The organism is Pseudoalteromonas sp. GB43 (assembly GCF_054923805.1).
Map to the genome: position 1 here is coordinate 1230200 of NZ_JBPCHJ010000001.1, position 16766 is coordinate 1246965.

Consider the following 16766-nt stretch of genomic DNA (forward strand, 5'->3'; position numbering starts at 1 on the left):
AAAGAGACATATAACGATGTTCGAACAAAACGTGACTTCTCCATTTATCACAAACCCTCATGTACAGTCACACGAGAAACCACAGCCGTTGCGTGATGCAGTGAAAAAAGCTGTTCATCACTACTTAAAGCAACTTAATGGTCAAGACGTACAAGACGTATACGACCTTGTTCTTTCTGAGCTAGAAGCACCATTACTTGAAGAAGTAATGACGTACACGCGTGGTAACCAAACTCGTGCTGCAATCTTACTAGGTATCAACCGTGGTACTTTACGTAAGAAGCTTAAAAAATACGGCATGAACTGATACCAGTTGTATTGAAACCGTAATCATTCTAACGAGCTAAATAAGTCCCTAACTGCGTTAAAAATTTCTTATGTAGAATAACTACACTGCAAAATTTTTGCCTTGTTATTGACTTATTTCTCTGTCGTTATAATTGCTTACTAATCCAATACAACTGATATAAAAGTTTTTAAAGAACTGATATAAAAGTTTTTAAAGAACTGATATAAAAGTTTTGAAAAAAGCACCTTAGGGTGCTTTTTTTATAGCTGTTAAAAACTATGCAAAATCCTCACGCTTTAAACGTCGTTTTTTAAAGCAGATTCAGTTAAAATACCGCCTTTCTAAGCTAGCTCAAACATTGAGGTAATCAAAACTACAATGGATACACATCGTCCAATTCGTCGCGCACTATTAAGTGTGTCAGATAAAACCGGTATCGTTGAATTTGCTCGCGCTCTTGAAGCACAAGGCGTGGATATTTTATCAACTGGCGGTACTTGCAAATTACTTGCTGATAACGGCATCAAAGTCACTGAAGTATCTGACCATACTGGTCACCCTGAGATCATGGATGGTCGCGTAAAAACACTTCATCCAAAAATTCACGGCGGCATCTTAGCGCGTCGCGGTCAAGATGAAGACGTAATGAGCGAGAATAATATCTCTGCTATCGATATCGTTGTAGTTAACTTATACCCCTTCGCAAACACTGTTGCGAAAGAAGACTGCAGCCTAGAAGATGCGATTGAAAACATTGATATCGGTGGTCCAACTATGGTTCGCGCTGCGGCGAAAAACCATAAAGACGTAACTATCGTGGTAAATGCAAAAGATTACGACCGAGTGATCAGCGAAATGCAAAGCAACAACGGTTCAACAACGTATAAAACACGTTTTAATCTAGCTATTGCTGCTTACGAGCACACAGCTCAGTACGATGGCATGATTGCAAACTACTTTGGCAAGATGGTTCCTGACTACACAGAGGAAGCAGCTGAAGAGACTAAGTTCCCACGTACTATCAACATGCAGTTCACTAAGAAGCAAGATATGCGCTACGGTGAGAACTCACACCAAGACGCTGCTTTTTATGTTGAAAACGACTTAACTGAAGCATCTGTTGCGACGGCAGTTCAACTGCAAGGTAAAGCACTTTCTTACAACAACATTGCTGATACTGACGCAGCATTAGAGTGTGTAAAAGAATTCGACGTACCAGCGTGTGTTATCGTAAAACATGCGAACCCTTGTGGTGTGTCAATTGGTGACAACATTCTTGAAGCTTATGATCGTGCATTCAAAACTGACCCTACATCAGCATTTGGTGGCATCATCGCATTCAATAAAGAACTTGATGCAGACACAGCTGAAGCAATTGTTGCTCGTCAATTCGTTGAAGTTATCATTGCACCTAAAGTATCTGAAGCAGCTGCACAAATCGTATCTGCTAAGCAAAACGTACGTTTATTAGAGTGTGGTGAGTGGTCTGGTAATGCAACAGGTCACGACATCAAGCGTGTTAATGGCGGTATTCTAGTTCAAGACCGCGACCTAGGCATGGTAACGCAAGGCGACCTTAAAGTTGTATCTAAGCGTCAACCAACTGAGCAAGAATTAAAAGATTTATTATTCTGCTGGAAAGTAGCTAAATTCGTTAAGTCGAACGCAATTGTTTATGCACGTGATGGTATGACGATTGGTGTAGGTGCAGGTCAAATGAGCCGCGTTTACTCAGCGAAAATTGCTGGTATCAAAGCTGCTGACGAAAACCTTGAAGTAAAAGGTTCAGTTATGGCATCGGATGCATTCTTCCCATTCCGTGACGGTATTGATGCAGCTGCAGAAGCTGGCATCACCGCTGTTATTCAACCAGGTGGTTCAATGCGCGATGAAGAAGTTATCGCTGCAGCTGACGAAGCTGGTATGGCAATGGTATTTACAGGTATGCGCCATTTCCGCCACTAATCACATAAAGGGTTAAGCAAATAGCTTAACCCTTTTTGTTTGCCACAAATTCACGTATTCTGATTAATAATAATTACCCATATAATGAAGGAATAGATGATGAAATTTGCCGTAAAAACATTACTCGTTGCCAGCCTTGCACTGACATCAGCACAGGCTCTAAGCCATTCTCATGAATCAGCGCTTACACAAGCCGTGCAATCAAGTGAACGTGATGCTAAAAATAGCGCACGTGATAAATATCGCCATCCAGTTGAGACACTTGAGTTCTTTGGCTTTAAGCCAAACATGACCGTTGTTGAAATTGCGCCGGGCGGTGGTTGGTACAGCGAAATCCTTGCGCCAGCTGTAAAAAACGCCATGGTGTTTACTACGCGGCACATTTCCCTGCTGATTCTGAGGTGGGTTATTACCAACGTTCATTAGCTGGTTTTAAGAAAAAGATGAGCGATGACGCACGCTTCAGTGAAGTTAAACTAACTGAATTTGCACCAGTAACACATCTTGATATTGCACCAGCGGGTAGCGCAGATCTTGTCTTAACATTTAGAAATGTACACAACTGGTACATGGGTAAAGATAAAGAAGGCGCGTTAAGTGCGTTTAAAGCATTTTATAAAGCACTTAAACCAGGCGGCACTTTAGGTGTGGTTGAACACCGTCTACCTGAAGCGCGCAGCGATGAAAATCAGAAATCATCAGGTTATATGAAGCAAAGCTATGTAGTTGATATTGCAAAGCAAGCTGGCTTTGAACTGGTGGCAAGCAGTGACATTAATGCAAACCCACTTGATACAGCAGATCACCCTAAAGGGGTGTGGACACTACCACCAAGCCTTCGTTTAGGCGAGCAAGATGCCGCGAAGTATAAAGCGATTGGTGAAAGTGATCGTATGACGCTGAAGTTTAAAAAACCGCTATAAATAGGATTATACGCCATGAATGTACTTGTCATCGGCAGTGGCGATCGCGAACACGCTCTTGCGTTTAAGGCTGCACAAAATACTAAAGTAAACACCGTTTTCGTAGCTCCTGGTAACGCAGGTACTGCACTAGAGCCAAAACTTGAAAACGTAGCTATCAACGTTGAAGACCTAGCAGGTTTAGTTACTTTTGCTAAAGAAAACAACGTTGAGTTAACTATTGTTGGTCCAGAAGTACCGCTTGTTTTAGGTGTCGTTGATACATTCCGTGAAAACGGTCTAGCTATCTTTGGCCCAACAGCAGGTGCTGCACAGCTAGAAGGCTCGAAGTCATTCACTAAAGACTTCTTAGCACGTCACGACATTCCAACAGCTGATTACCAAACGTTTGAGCAAATCGAATCCAGCACTGGCTTACCTAAAAGAAAAAGGTGCGCCAATTGTTGTTAAAGCTGATGGCTTAGCAGCAGGTAAAGGCGTTATCGTTGCGATGACAGAGCTTGAAGCTGAAGAAGCTATCCGCGATATGCTTGCAGGCAACAGCTTCGGTGAAGCCGGTAGCCGTGTAGTTATCGAAGAGTTCTTAGAAGGTGAAGAAGCTTCTTTCATCGTGATGGTTGATGGCAAAAACGTACTGCCATTTGCAACTAGCCAAGACCACAAACGCGCTTACAACGGTGACCAAGGTCCAAACACTGGTGGCATGGGTGCATACTCACCGGCTCCAGTTGTTACAGATGAAATTCACCAACGTATTATGAACGAAGTGATCAACCCAACAGTTGAAGGTATGGCAAAAGAAGGCCACCCTTACACTGGTTTCTTATACGCTGGTTTAATGATCACCGCTGATGGTACGCCAAAAGTAATCGAATACAACTGTCGTTTTGGCGACCCTGAAACACAACCTATGATGCTTCGTCTTAAGTCTGACCTTGTTGAACTTATCGAAGCGGCTAACCGTGAAGAACTAGATAAAACAGCAATCGAGTTCGACCCACGTGCAGCAGTCGGTGTTGTATTAGCAGCTAAAGGCTACCCAGATAGCTACCCGAAAGGTGATGCAATCAGCGGCTTGCAAGTTACTTACCCTGAAAGTGAGAAAGTATTCCACGCAGGGACTAAGCAAGACGGCGACAACGTAGTAACAGCTGGCGGTCGTGTACTGTGTGCTACGGCACTTGGCAACACTGTAACTGAAGCGCAGCAACGTGCTTATAAACTAGTTGATCAAATCAGCTGGGAAGGCATGGAATATCGTACTGATATCGCCTATCGTGCAATTGCTCGCGAACAGAATTAAGGTCAAACCAGTCTAATTCTGAAAAAAGCGCAGTTTATCTGCGCTTTTTTAATGCTACACTATGAGAATATTTACCTAGATAAAGAACTAATTTTGAATAATAAAGCACTGAAATATAACTTTGTTTCATTTCTTATTCTGACAATTTTGTTTTTTATCATTGCTACCCTAGCTGCACATTTAGCCAGCCCTACCCGCTACACCATAGATAAAACAGCCCCCATCTACAGTAATACGGCGTATCGAATAGATAGCAGTAAAGCGCTAACACTCGAGCAGTTTTTAGCTGAGCCAGACAAGCTTAAACATCGCCCTTTTAAAGATGTTGAATGGGATTTAGCAGCGCAAGATTATTGGTTAAAGCTTGATTTAGAAAACCGTCAAGCTAAGCCTGTGGAGCTGGCGATTCACTTTGACAACCCTATGGTTGATTACCTTAGCGTTTATCATGTTGATGATACAGGGCAGCTTATAGATACAACCGAGCTAGGTGATAAAGTCTCTGGCCTTAGTTTGTTTCAATACAGTACACCGCACAGCATGCTCACCATGCAGGGCTATGAACAAACATCCCTCATTATAAAAATAGATACGGTTGGGATTAGCAAAACACCTATTAATATTTATGGTGAAAAAGAGTTTCAAGACCTACTACGTTCGCAATCAGGAATTTGGGGATCTTCATTGGTGTGCTGATCATGGCAGCTCTGTATAACTTGGTATTATTTTTAGGGATCCGTGACCGCGTCTATCTTATTTATATAGGCTACATCATCTCAGCACTACTACTTATGGGCTCAGTGCTCGGCTTTGGTTTTTATTTATGGCCGTTATCGTGGCAAATCTTTTTTAATGAGCAAGTGGTCTTCAGTAACTACGCGATTGCATTTTTCACCGTCGCCTTTTGCACCATGTTCTTACGCTACCATAAAGACAATTGCCGCTTATACAAACTCAGTATCAGCTTTTTAGCCTTGCTGTTCAGCCTCGGTTTGCTCAGCTTTTTTATGTTGGAATACCATTCCTCGAAAATCTTTTTTGCCATCATGGTGCCGTTATACATTTTATGTATTTGCATGATTTACAAAAAGTTGGTGAGTGGTTTTCGGTGGGCAAAGTTTTACGTCATGTCGTGGGTGCCACTGATTGTAGGCGCTGCCATTCAGCCATTAGAACTAACGGGCTTTATTCCCTACAGTTTTGCTGTTAGGCACATATTTTTAGTCGCCATTCTCTGTGAGATTGTGCTTATGGCAATGGCGCTGGCAGACCGTGTTCGTTATCAACGTGAAAAAGCGCTGTATCATGCAACCCATACGCAACAAACTGAGCTACTCAACCAAGCAATGCTCAAACAAGCTTATATGGCGATTACCTCGGAGCAAAGACTCGCTAACCTTTGTTTAGTGAAAATAGAGCAATTCAATGCCCTTATGAGCATTCTAAAGCCAAAGCAGCCAAATAATTATCACTGTTGCCCAATCGCTAGAGCATCAAATTAATAAAAATAGGCAATTTATTAATTTAGAATCAGCGTTAGATAACAGTCCAAAAGTGGCTGACTTAGGCAATGGTGTACTGGCTTTTATTTCGACCAAAATTCAATCGAAAGCAGAAATCTATCAAGAACTTAGCAATATATGCAAGCAGCTACCTAAGCAATATAAAGTTGCAGGCTTAGACCTTCAGCTTTATTACCGCTATAGCATTACTGAACCGGTGAGTGATGATGGCTTTGATATTTGGCTGCAACGTGGCTACTTAGGTTTATCGCAAAAACAGCAAAATATAGACTTTAGTAAAGCTCATATTGATATGGATGTGAGCCTTGCTGCTGAGTTACAACAAGCAATGCGAAGTAATACCTTAGCCATTTACTTACAGCCCATTATCAATTTACGCAGCGGTGCGATCTGTGGCGCAGAGGCATTGTTACGCTGGCCTACAGCAGGGAAATACCTGGATATTGAGCAACTCATTTTATTGGCTGAACGTACTGGTTTAATTAACGAATTGAGCTTATGGGTGATTGATCAGGCTTGCCTAGCCGCTGCAAAGCTTAATCGACAAGGCTATCGCGACCATACCATTAGCGTTAATTTAAGTGCTAAGAATCTCGCGATCCCTAAGCTGGTCGAAAAAGTCGAAAACACCATTCTAAAACATGGCATTACTGCGGATCAGTTAAAGTTTGAATTAACTGAGTTTGCGCTTATAAAGAACCATGATGAAATGGTCAGCTTTATCAGCGAACTCAATAAACTCGGTAGCAAGGTGGTACTCGATGATTTTGGTACTGGTTACTCGTCGTTAAACTACTTAGTAAATTATTCTTTTAGTACGATTAAAGTCGATAAGAGCTTTATTCTAGATTTAGTGAATAACACTACCAACCAAGTGGTGGTAAAAACGGCCATTGATATGGCCCATAACCTTGATATGAATATCACCATCGAAGGCATTGAAGACCAAGAAACAGAAAAAATGCTGATCAAGATGGGCGCAGATCAAGGGCAAGGCTATTATTACAGCAAAGCGGTGCCGATTAATGAGTATCTAAGCTTTATTGCCTCACAATTTAAATAGGCCGTGTTACACTGCCCTTTTTTAACATCTTTAGGGGCCATGTAAAGATGCAAGGTACGATCAGAAAATTAAAGTCGACACTGACCTCTCCTGTCGAATATCAATTACCTATCGGTGATGAGCTAGTTTCATTAAATGACTATATTGGTAAGCCGCTCACGCTGACTTTCACCGGCAATATTTTTTGCTGTAACTGTGGTAAGAAAACCAAGAAAAGCTACTCTCAAGGCCACTGTTTTGTGTGTATGCGCAAACTGGCTAGCTGTGACATGTGTATCATGAAACCTGAAACGTGTCACTTTGATAAGGGCACCTGTCGTGAGCCACAGTGGGGTGAAGAAAACTGCATGATCCCGCATTACGTGTATTTAGCCAACACCTCAGGCCTAAAAGTAGGTATTACCCGCCATACTCAAATTCCTACACGCTGGATTGACCAAGGTGCGACGCAAGCTTTACCTATCTTCAAAGTACAAACCCGCCTTCAATCGGGTTTAGTTGAGGTTGCTTTAGCCGAGTTTATTGCTGATAAAACCAATTGGCGAAACATGCTAAAAGGCCAATCTGAAGCGATTGATTTAAAAGCTGCGGCAGCAGAGTTGATCCCACAAATTGATGCTAAGCTGAGTGAACTTGCAGAGCTATTTGGCGCAACAGCCATTGAAAAGCTCGATGAAGAGGTGGTCGAGCTAGACTACCCAGTAAGTGAATACCCAAGCAAGATCAGCTCTTTCAATTTTGATAAAGCACCAGAAGTATCGGGTATTTTAAAAGGCATTAAAAAGCCAGTACTTAATTTTTGATACTGGCGTCATTAATATTCGTAAGTTCACTTCTTACGAAATTAGCCTAGCTTAGGCTCTTTTTTCGGTATTGAGATAAAAGTCATACCATTGTTGCTTCGCTATTGGGCGGCAAAAGTAATAGCCTTGAATGGTATCGCAGTTAAGTGAACGTAAGTAATTTAACTGCTCTACCTTCTCTACCCCTTCCGCGACAACATGAATACTCAAGCTTTTCGCCAGGCTAATAATCGCCGTGACAATTTCACTATTACCGTATTCATCTGGCACTTTTGCGATAAAGCTGGCATCAATTTTTAACGTATCAATTGGCAGTTTGGTTAAGTAGCTTAAAGCCGAATAGCCCGTGCCAAAGTCATCTAACGTTATATGCACGCCTAACTTTTTAAGCGCGAGTAACTCTTGCTTAGCCTCACTAAAGTGGCTGATAAAACAGCTTTCAGTAAGCTCTACTTCAAGCTTGTGTGGGTCTACATCGTAACGCTCGAGTAAGCGCTCAACATTTGATGCTAGTTGCCCCTGACGTAAGTGATTAGCCGAAATATTAATTGCTAAGCGCCCTGCTTCAATGCCTTGTTGCTGCCATTTTTCTAACTCTTTACAAGCTTGCTCGATGACCCATAAATCAAGCTTCACAATTAGGCCAAGCTCTTCAGCAAGAGGAATAAATTTAGCGGGTGATATAACCCCTAGGTTTGGCTCATGCCAACGTAAGAGCGCCTCTACCCCTAAAATTTTGCCAGAATTTAACTGCTGCTTAGGCTGGAAATAAAGCTCAAACTCATCGCTTTCGATGGCGTTTTGTAATCGGCTCATCATAGCCAATCGCTCTAAAGAACGTGCATTCATCGCAGGTTTGAATAATTGAAATGAATTACGCCCCACTTCTTTAGCACGGTACATAGCAATATCGGCATGCTTGAGCAACGTAGCGCTATCTACGCCATCATCAGGGAAAACTGCAGCGCCAATTGAGGCTGTAATTGCAACCACATGCTCGTTAATAGCAAGCGGCATACTCACTTGCTGTAATACTTGTTCGGCAAAGTTGAGCAGTGTTTCAACCCGATTTACTTCACATAACAGGACAAACTCATCGCCACCTAAGCGTGCAAGGGTATCCCCTTCAGGAAGAATTGATAAAATACGCTCTGCCACTTGCTGTAATAAGTTATCGCCAGCGTCATGCCCTAAACTGTCGTTCACCTCTTTAAAGCGGTCTAAGTCGATAAACATCACCGCTAATAGATCATGGTTTCGTTTGGCGCTGCTAAGAGCTATTGAGAGTCGGTCATGAAATAAGCGCCGATTAGGCAGGCCTGTCAGTTCATCGTAATAGGCGAGCTGGGCAATTTTTTCTTCTGCACGCTTGCGCTCTGTAATGTCGCTAAAAATTGCCGCATAAAGTACTTCATCAAAGTTAGGATCTTTAATCTGGATAATGGTGAGCCACTCAACAAACTCTTCACCATCTTTTTTGCAATTGCAGATCTCCCCCTGCCAGACCCCTTCGTATTCAATGGCATGCCACATCTTTTGATAAAACGAACGGCTATGTTTTGTAGAGCTTAAAATATTAGGGCGCTTTCCAATTACTTCATGCTCAGCAAAGCCGGTCAATTTAGTAAAAGCAGGGTTAACTTGAATAATCGTGCCGTCTTTACGGGTTAGCATTATGCCATCGAGTGAGGCATCAATAATTTTATTTGCCAAAAACAAGTTACGTTGTGACTTTTGCAAAGCAATATCACGCTGCTCAATTGCCCGCTCAAGCTCGCAGCAATAAGCTGACTCAATCTCTGTGATCAAATCAGCAAATGAAATCACCCCGCAAATTTCATCATCTCTGACCACCAAATGACGCACATTACGCTCTGTCATAGTGCGATACGCATCAAATAAACTGCTTTCACAATCAATTTCAATTAACGGGTAGCTGGCATACTGCCAACAAGGATTTAGCCACTCAGTTTGAATGATCAGCTCAACAATATCACGCTGAGTAATAATACCGTGCAGTTCAAGCTCTCGGTTATAAACCAGTACACTATCAAGGCGTCCAGCGCGCATCAGTTGCACAACCTCTTCTATCGGTGTTTGCGCATCAACTATCTCTAGATCAGTGCGATACTGCTCATGAATAGGTCTAAATTGTAGGTAGTGGTCCAAACCTTGGTTATGCACAATATCAGATAAGTTCAACATACCTGCAGGTTGATTCTCACTATCCATCACCAATAAATGGCGAATGCCATGCTGTTGAAAACGCAAGGTTGCATCACTGACTGAGCATTGATTCGGCACTGTAATAACAGGCGCCGACATGACCTCGTGAATGGCAAGGTTCTTATAGAGCGGGCTGCTGATGTCAATTTTCAAACAATCAGCTTCCGTCCAAATACCAACCACGGATTGCTCATGCTTGATAAAAATCGCCGTCACATTGTGAACATGCATCAACCTTACCGCATCGACCAAAGGCGTATGCGCAGGACACGATACCAGCTTTTGCGAAAAGACATCACTCACCTTTTGATGTCGTCTTGGTTGATTCATAAGTCGACTTTCCTAGTTCTTACATGAATTGGCAATTATAATCATTTCAACCTTGGCAACTTTGACACAGGACAATAAATGCACTCATCATTTCCTAAGATTATTTTTTCAGATCATGAATTAGCATTAGTAGAAGATGAAGCCGATATAGAAAGCTTTGTATATGGTTTGAGTGAAGAGCAGCAGCAAGAAGCTATCTTGCTTTTAACAACAGGGCTGTATGTCAACTTGCAGGGAGAAAGCGTGAAAGCGTTAACTGACGTTGAACTTGCGAATAAAGTAACAGAGCATCTAACACAAGAGGGAGTATGCTGTTTAAGTAAGGTTACTAAGCTTACACCAACGCAAGCCTTTGCGATGCTGGCAGATTAAGGCGCATCCACCAGCGCTTTAATGTGCGCAACGGCACTACGACCAAGGGCTGATAAAGCATAACCTCCTTCAAGATAAGAGATAATCCCTTTGCAATCTTGCTGCTGACAAAACTCAGCTAATTGCGTGGTTAGCCATGCGTAATCGTCTTCAACAAACTTCAGGCTTGCCATGTCATCTTCAAGGTGAGCATCAAAACCTGCACTAATAAACAACAGTTCAGGTTTAAATTCATTGAGTTTTGGTAGCCACTGCTCAAGGTAAACAGCTTTTAAGTCATTACCATCACTGGCAATTGGCAGCGGTGAGTTAACTAATGTCGCGTTATTTTCAACCGCAGTATTTGGGTAAAAAGGGTGTTGAAACAAAGAGCAAAACAACACATTATCATCATCTAAAAAGATATCTTGCGTGCCATTACCGTGGTGTACATCAAAGTCCAAAATAGCGATACGTTTTACACCTTTGCTTTGCGCGTACTTCACAGCAATGGCTAGGTTATTAAAAACGCAAAAACCTGCAGAGGTGCTACGGTTTGCATGATGCCCTGGCGGTCTAACCGAGCAAAATGCGGCATCCAGTTTATCAGCAAGGATTTCATCAACGGCGAGTAATCCAGCGCCAACGGCTCGTTCAATCGCTTTCAGTGAATCTGGGCACAGCCATGTGTCGCCGTCTAATTCAGCAAGCCCTTCAGCGGGAATTGTTTGCTCTACGTGACTAACCAAAGATTCATCATGAGCAAGTAAAAAGTCGTCGCGGCTGGCTTTAGGAGCTTGTAAGTGAGTAATTGCTATATCAACACCACTTGCTAGCAAGCGGTCGGTGATCACATCTAAACGCGCAGGGCATTCAGGGTGATCCTCAATCATTTTATGTTTACGACAAAATGGATGTGAGATAACTGCCGTTCTCATAATACGCTCCTTGAATTATTTTCCCTCAGTATAACAAAGCCACCTAATGGTGGCTTTGCGACTTTGGTTTACTTTTTAGCGCGTAAATCTAAATTCCTAAAATCAAAACTAAAGTCTGTAACCGCCGTTGAGACAGCGCGCATTTTTGCACTACTCACTCGGTTATCAGGGCTCATTTGAAACTCAATGTAAGCATCGGCTTCAAGTAACTTTTCATCCCACTTAACAATAAACGTATTGCCCGTGTAATGCTCAAGCTGACCTTTCAAACGCTTTGTATGAGTAAAATCAATACGTAGCTGACCATTTAACTCCTCGATTACCACATCACCATACCAGTTATCGTGTAGAGTGCCTGTGTAGTTGATATTTGGTAGTTTCGCTTGATAATCAGCAGGTGTTTCTGGTTTTGCGTTTGCGTAAGCTTCTTTTTTACCTTCAAAGTGCTTTTTGGCAAGCTCTTCAACCCAGTCTTTATCTTCAAGATTTAATGCATCTTCTAATACTTCGTAAGTCACCGCAGAGAGCGCGCTGAATGCTTGCTGGTTACTAAGAATAACAATACCGAGGTTTTTCTCTGGTAATAATGTCACTTGAGACACCATGCCTAAGATACCACCACCATGGCCTAGCTTTTTAATGCCGTGGAAATCTTCAATGCTCCAGCCTAAACCATAACCTCTAAACTGTTGGTGGTAAGCTTCATAAGCACTTTTTGATGCCATTGACATAATGTGCGGATGCCACATTTGTTGCTGTTGCTTTTCAGTGAATAACTGCTGGCCATTTGGCATTTTGCCATGTGCAAGCTGCGTGCGTAGCCATTGGCTCATATCGCTTACGCTTGATGCAATCGCACCAGCGCCACGGAAATCTTCAAGGTAGTTCACAAAAAATGGGTGTAGTTGGCCATCCATTGGAATATGACCCGTCGCCCAGTTTTTATTGCTACTAGGGATACGTGAAAAACCTGCGCGTGAGTTTTTCATATCAAGTGGCTGAAGAATATTCTTCTCGATGTAATCATTCCAGCTCATGCCAGAGACACGGGCTACCACTTCACCGGCAGTGACAAACATTAAGTTGTTATAGGCATATTTACTACGAAAGCTACTCGCTGGTTTTAAGTATTTTAGCCCTGCGATAATTTCATCAATCGATTTGTCAGTATCTGGCCAAATCATTAAATCGCCTTGCCCTAAACCCAAACCGCTACGGTGGCTTAATAAATCGCGAATGGTCATTTCACGTGTTACGTAAGGGTCATACAGACGAAACTCAGGAAGATGATCAATTACTTTGTCATCCCAGCTAAGCTTACCTTCATCAATTAATTTAGCTAACGCTGCTGCGGTAAATGCTTTGGTGTTTGACGCGATACCGAATAAGGTGTCTTTATTTACTTTTTTACCGGTATCAAGGTGAGATACACCAAAACCTTTTGCTAACACGACCTGGTCATTTTCAACAATCGCTACAGCCATACCCGGTACGTCAAAACGTGCCATTGACGTTTCGATTACTTTTTCAATTTTTTTAGTATCAATATCGGCATAACTGTAAAACGAACAGCTCGATAACAGCGCCGCTGCAACGGCTAATTTACGAAATATCATAATATCCCTTGGTGATTTTTATTGTTGTGAATAGCGAACTCTTTCGCTGCTCGGGTTTTATCTGGATCATCGCAACTTGGTCTTGCGAGTATTGCTTCACTGTAATGATTTGGTACACCTGCTTCAAGCGCTCCGCGATGAACATGCTGAAGATACCAGTCGAATGGCAGTAAAGACTCATCTAAGGTGTTAGCGATATAACAATGGGCAGCAAGTTGCTCGCCATCTAGTAGTTCAACGGTGATATCTACACAGTCATAACGCGGCCCTTCGATATCATCAAGAATCGACTTTTCAGCTTCGTTTAACTGATACACAACACCATATACCAAGGCATCTGGCTGATCAGTTTTGCGCACGCTACATTTTGCAGAGCCGTCGGTACTTACCATATCAAACGTCAGCTCATAGCCCTTTAAAATAGCTGTGCCTACCCGCTTTGCTTCAGGCAGCCTTGCCAGCAATCTGCTCGATGACATATTTGAACCAAATGAAAAGTTATATAGCGTCATACTTACCTCACACAACAACGCGAATAGCTAAGGCAATTAAGATCACACCAATGCCTCTATCAAACCAGTATCCGCTTTTTAAGAAAAATGCTCGCACTGATGCTTTTGATAACACCAATGATAAAAATGAAAACCACAGCCAAGTCGCCATTGCCATATACACGCCATAACCAGCCTGCACTACAACAGGTGTTTCAGGGCTTATTACAAGAGTAAACAACGACATAAAAAACAGTGTTGCTTTGGGATTAAGGGCATTGGTAAAAAAGCCGCGTCGAAATGCTTTATACACAGATTCAGGCTCAGCAGGAGAAAGGGTTTGCTGTTCACTATCGCTAGGTTTTGCGCTTCGTAAAGCTTGCACACCCAAGTATGCCAAATAAGCCCCCGCAAGGTATTTTAAAGCCATGAATAAGCTAGGTGACTGGGATAAAATTAATGCCACACCTAATACACAATAAGCAATATGCAGCAAAATAGCCGCACCAACCCCTGCACTGGTCCAAAGCGCATTTTTACGACCTTGTTGAATACTTTGCTTTAGTACAATTGCAAAGTCAGGGCCTGGGCTTGCTACCGCAAAAAAGTGAGCAATGGCTATCAATAAAAACTCATCTAAATACTGCACTCAATATTACCCTACTGCTTGTTCATCTAATGCTAATAACAACGGATTTGCACTGTCACTCACCAATGCTTTAATTTGCTTTTGCGCTTTTTTATATTGGCTGCGTAAATGGGGCTTTAAAAACTTCTTCGACTGATTATCCCCTTTAAAATGCGTAACCAGCGCATGCATAAATAGCGTTTGTGGCTCAGTCAACGCCGCTTGGCGATTAGCATAAGGGTTATAACCGCAGCCGCAGCCTCCTTTAAATTGATACACCGTATTACTCATCATCACCCCAAAGCCTAAATAGCATGCCAACGCATCGCTCGCTTGCGGTAAGTACTCTTTACCACCGGGAGGTAAGACACCCACATGGTGAATCAAAATGGTTGCTAAGGTACCAGCAAAACTTGCCACTAAATCTTGCGGTTGATTGATTTGGTTCGGGTTAAACGAGATATTCACCGGATGATTTGCCGGCACAATTAAACTCGCCTCGCTACCGCGTAAATTGTCTTGAAATTCAAAGTGTGGAAACACCTGAGGTGTAAGCCCAGATGGCGCAACTAAGTTAATTGGTCACGCCTGCATCCCCGCATAATCAACAACTCGGCTAAATACTTTTTCAGCCATTTCACTGACGCTCGATACCCTATCCGGAAAGAACTGCCCGTTAGGTAAAATGATTTGTGTATGTTTTAAAAAATATTCACTATCAAAGTGTTCAACAGCCCATAAAAAGGTATCGATTAACCACTGCTGCTCTTGCTCATCAACAAGTGGGGCTGACTTAAATAACGCTAACATAAATTACTCTTGTGATTGTGCCCATTGCCATGCATCCGTATTGTATAGAGGCACAGTTGATAAAGCATGATGATGGCTGCCACTCGACTCTTTCGTTGAATAAGACAAATATAATAAAGTGCGTGTTGGCGCATCATAAATACGACGTACTTTTAACGATTTAAACAAAATACTTTTCGATGATTTAAATACCACTTCACCTGATTTACTGCGGTCAATTTGTTGTAATTGTTCAGCGGTTATAGGTCCTGTTTGACGACAAGCAATAGACATATCAGATGGATCAGCAAAATCAAGATTCGCTTCAATATGGCTGATGTGGCAAGTAACACCGCTTATAAGCGGGTCTTGTTGTGATACCACTTTAATATCTTTGGTCGTAAATAACCCCAAACTCACCGAAGCAGCATCATCCGAGCAACCGCTCAACAAAATCAGTGGCGCAGTAAGTGCAGCTAATTTTAGTAACTTCATCCTAGTGTTCCTTATTAAAAAGCGATAGTTGTCCGTTTACAACGATTTGCTTGCTATGTTTCAATACTATCTCAAAATATCTTCAACAACGAGCACCTAAACAATGAAAAAATCGCTTGGTTTACTGTGTTTAATGTTCTTAAGTAGCACTGCTCACGCTGACTACTCTATTAGCGCTGGTTTCGGCAAAAACTTTACTAACTCGGTGCAAACCGAAGAAAACCTAAAAATTGAGCTTGAGGATGACAGCCATTTTACTGTCAGCCTAGATAGAACCCTTAATAATGCCCGCTATGGCTTCTTTTATTCAGCTACCAAACTCGACATGAAAGACCAAATCAACAAGCAAGTCGAGATGCAATACCTGCTATTTCAAAGTGCTATAGAAGTACCATTAGCAAATCGTATGGTAGGTTTTGTTGGTGCTCAAATTGGAGCAAATCATGTCAGCACAGATTTTGCCGACTCTGACACATTCTTTACCACAGGTCTTTATGGTGGCGCCGAGTATTTATTTACTGATCAAGCACGGGGTTATATTGAAACTCGCTGGTTGGCAACTATTGTAAATAATGCAAGTAACGTATCATGCACATTACCAGCATCTGAAGACAGCCAATGTCTATGGCACTTTGATGGTGATGTATTAAACCAATTTCAAACAAACATCGGTTTTAGTTACCCGCTTTTAAGGAAAACCCCATGCCGCACATTGTTATAGAACACTCAGAAGACTTGCCAATTCTGCCACAAGTGTTAGTTGAAAAAGTTCACCAAGCCGTTTTTGACTCAGGCTTATTTGATCTTTCGACCATAAAGACTCGTGCAATCGCTTATCAACATTACGAATTAGGTGAAGGTAAAGATGGCTTTATACACATCGGCGCATCAATTATGGCAGGAAGAACCGTAGAGCAAAAGCAGATGCTTAGTGAGCAATTATTAAATTGCTTAAGAACATACTGCCGCCGCTCGTATAGTCTAAGCGTTAATATTTATGATATGGATGCTGATATCTATCGTAAGTGCTAGC

14 protein-coding genes and 4 pseudogenes are annotated in these 16766 nt (G+C 42.1%); 11 read left to right on the forward strand and 7 right to left on the reverse strand.

The features are described from left to right. Window positions 1-16 precede the first annotated feature (16 nt). From fis to ACRWSG_RS05855, 8 genes and pseudogenes are all read left to right on the forward strand, one after another. The gene (gene fis / locus ACRWSG_RS05820; RefSeq protein ID WP_002957804.1) at window positions 17-307 is read left to right on the forward strand and encodes a DNA-binding transcriptional regulator Fis; all 291 of its coding nucleotides are present in this window, start codon (window positions 17-19) and stop codon (window positions 305-307) included. A gap of 360 nt (window positions 308-667) precedes the next feature. Continuing rightward, window positions 668-2254, forward strand: coding sequence for a bifunctional phosphoribosylaminoimidazolecarboxamide formyltransferase/IMP cyclohydrolase (gene purH, locus ACRWSG_RS05825; RefSeq protein ID WP_462165857.1), 1587 nt, complete (start codon window positions 668-670; stop codon window positions 2252-2254). 99 nt (window positions 2255-2353) lie between these two features. Next, window positions 2354-3177, forward strand: a pseudogene (locus tag ACRWSG_RS05830) (class I SAM-dependent methyltransferase). 15 nt (window positions 3178-3192) lie between these two features. Beyond that, window positions 3193-4480 (forward strand): annotated as a pseudogene (purD, locus tag ACRWSG_RS05835) (phosphoribosylamine--glycine ligase). 93 nt (window positions 4481-4573) lie between these two features. Beyond that, window positions 4574-5176 (forward strand): 7TMR-DISMED2 domain-containing protein, encoded by a 603-nt coding sequence (locus ACRWSG_RS05840; protein ID WP_462165858.1) that lies wholly within the window; start codon window positions 4574-4576, stop codon window positions 5174-5176. Window positions 5177-5178: 2 nt separating this feature from the next. Continuing rightward, complete coding sequence (locus ACRWSG_RS05845; protein ID WP_462165859.1) at window positions 5179-5982, forward strand: 7TM-DISM domain-containing protein; 804 nt, start codon at window positions 5179-5181, stop codon at window positions 5980-5982. Between the two features lie 52 nt (window positions 5983-6034). Then, window positions 6035-7066, forward strand: coding sequence for an EAL domain-containing protein (locus ACRWSG_RS05850; RefSeq protein ID WP_462165860.1), 1032 nt, complete (start codon window positions 6035-6037; stop codon window positions 7064-7066). A gap of 47 nt (window positions 7067-7113) precedes the next feature. After that, window positions 7114-7924, forward strand: a pseudogene (locus tag ACRWSG_RS05855) (DUF2797 domain-containing protein). On the opposite strand, the gene ACRWSG_RS05860 reads toward ACRWSG_RS05855, so the two are convergent. Next, a complete protein-coding gene (locus ACRWSG_RS05860) occupies window positions 7921-10425 on the reverse strand; it encodes an EAL domain-containing protein (protein WP_462165862.1) in 2505 nt (834 codons plus the stop codon). The pseudogene ACRWSG_RS05855 and the gene ACRWSG_RS05860 overlap by 4 nt on opposite strands. 78 nt (window positions 10426-10503) lie before the next feature. Between ACRWSG_RS05860 and ACRWSG_RS05865 the strand changes: the two genes are divergently transcribed. Continuing rightward, on the forward strand, window positions 10504-10797 hold the full coding sequence (locus ACRWSG_RS05865) for a DUF4144 family protein (protein ID WP_462165863.1): 294 nt from the start codon (window positions 10504-10506) through the stop codon (window positions 10795-10797). Here the strand turns inward: ACRWSG_RS05865 and ACRWSG_RS05870 are convergent. The 6 genes and pseudogenes from ACRWSG_RS05870 to ACRWSG_RS05895 all read right to left on the reverse strand — a co-directional run bounded on the left by ACRWSG_RS05870 (window position 10794) and on the right by ACRWSG_RS05895 (window position 15733). Continuing rightward, window positions 10794-11714, reverse strand: coding sequence for a histone deacetylase family protein (locus ACRWSG_RS05870; protein ID WP_462165864.1), 921 nt, complete (start codon window positions 11712-11714; stop codon window positions 10794-10796). The two genes, ACRWSG_RS05865 and ACRWSG_RS05870, sit on opposite strands and share 4 nt — an antisense overlap. A 68-nt stretch (window positions 11715-11782) precedes the next feature. Next, window positions 11783-13330 carry a serine hydrolase gene (locus ACRWSG_RS05875; RefSeq protein ID WP_300358451.1) on the reverse strand — a complete coding sequence of 516 codons (1548 nt, stop codon included), beginning with the start codon at window positions 13328-13330 and terminating at the stop codon, window positions 11783-11785. Next, on the reverse strand, window positions 13327-13842 hold the full coding sequence (locus ACRWSG_RS05880; RefSeq protein WP_300358448.1) for a gamma-glutamylcyclotransferase family protein: 516 nt from the start codon (window positions 13840-13842) through the stop codon (window positions 13327-13329). Before ACRWSG_RS05880 ends, ACRWSG_RS05875 begins: the two co-directional genes overlap by 4 nt. Before the next feature lie 7 nt (window positions 13843-13849). Continuing rightward, window positions 13850-14470, reverse strand: a complete 621-nt coding sequence (locus tag ACRWSG_RS05885) for a LysE family translocator (protein ID WP_194441835.1) — start codon at window positions 14468-14470, stop codon at window positions 13850-13852. Window positions 14471-14476: 6 nt separating this feature from the next. Beyond that, window positions 14477-15259 (reverse strand): annotated as a pseudogene (locus tag ACRWSG_RS05890) (hypothetical protein). 3 nt (window positions 15260-15262) lie between these two features. Further along, entirely contained in the window at window positions 15263-15733 is a 471-nt protein-coding gene (locus ACRWSG_RS05895; protein ID WP_054551027.1) for a CreA family protein, read from the reverse strand. A gap of 103 nt (window positions 15734-15836) precedes the next feature. On the opposite strand from ACRWSG_RS05895, the gene ACRWSG_RS05900 reads away from it, so the two are divergent. After that, window positions 15837-16454, forward strand: a complete 618-nt coding sequence (locus ACRWSG_RS05900) for a hypothetical protein (RefSeq protein ID WP_462165865.1) — start codon at window positions 15837-15839, stop codon at window positions 16452-16454. Continuing rightward, window positions 16436-16765 carry a 5-carboxymethyl-2-hydroxymuconate Delta-isomerase gene (locus ACRWSG_RS05905; RefSeq protein ID WP_054551025.1) on the forward strand — a complete coding sequence of 110 codons (330 nt, stop codon included), beginning with the start codon at window positions 16436-16438 and terminating at the stop codon, window positions 16763-16765. The genes ACRWSG_RS05900 and ACRWSG_RS05905 overlap by 19 nt, the downstream gene beginning before the upstream one ends. Window position 16766: the final 1 nt, after the last annotated feature.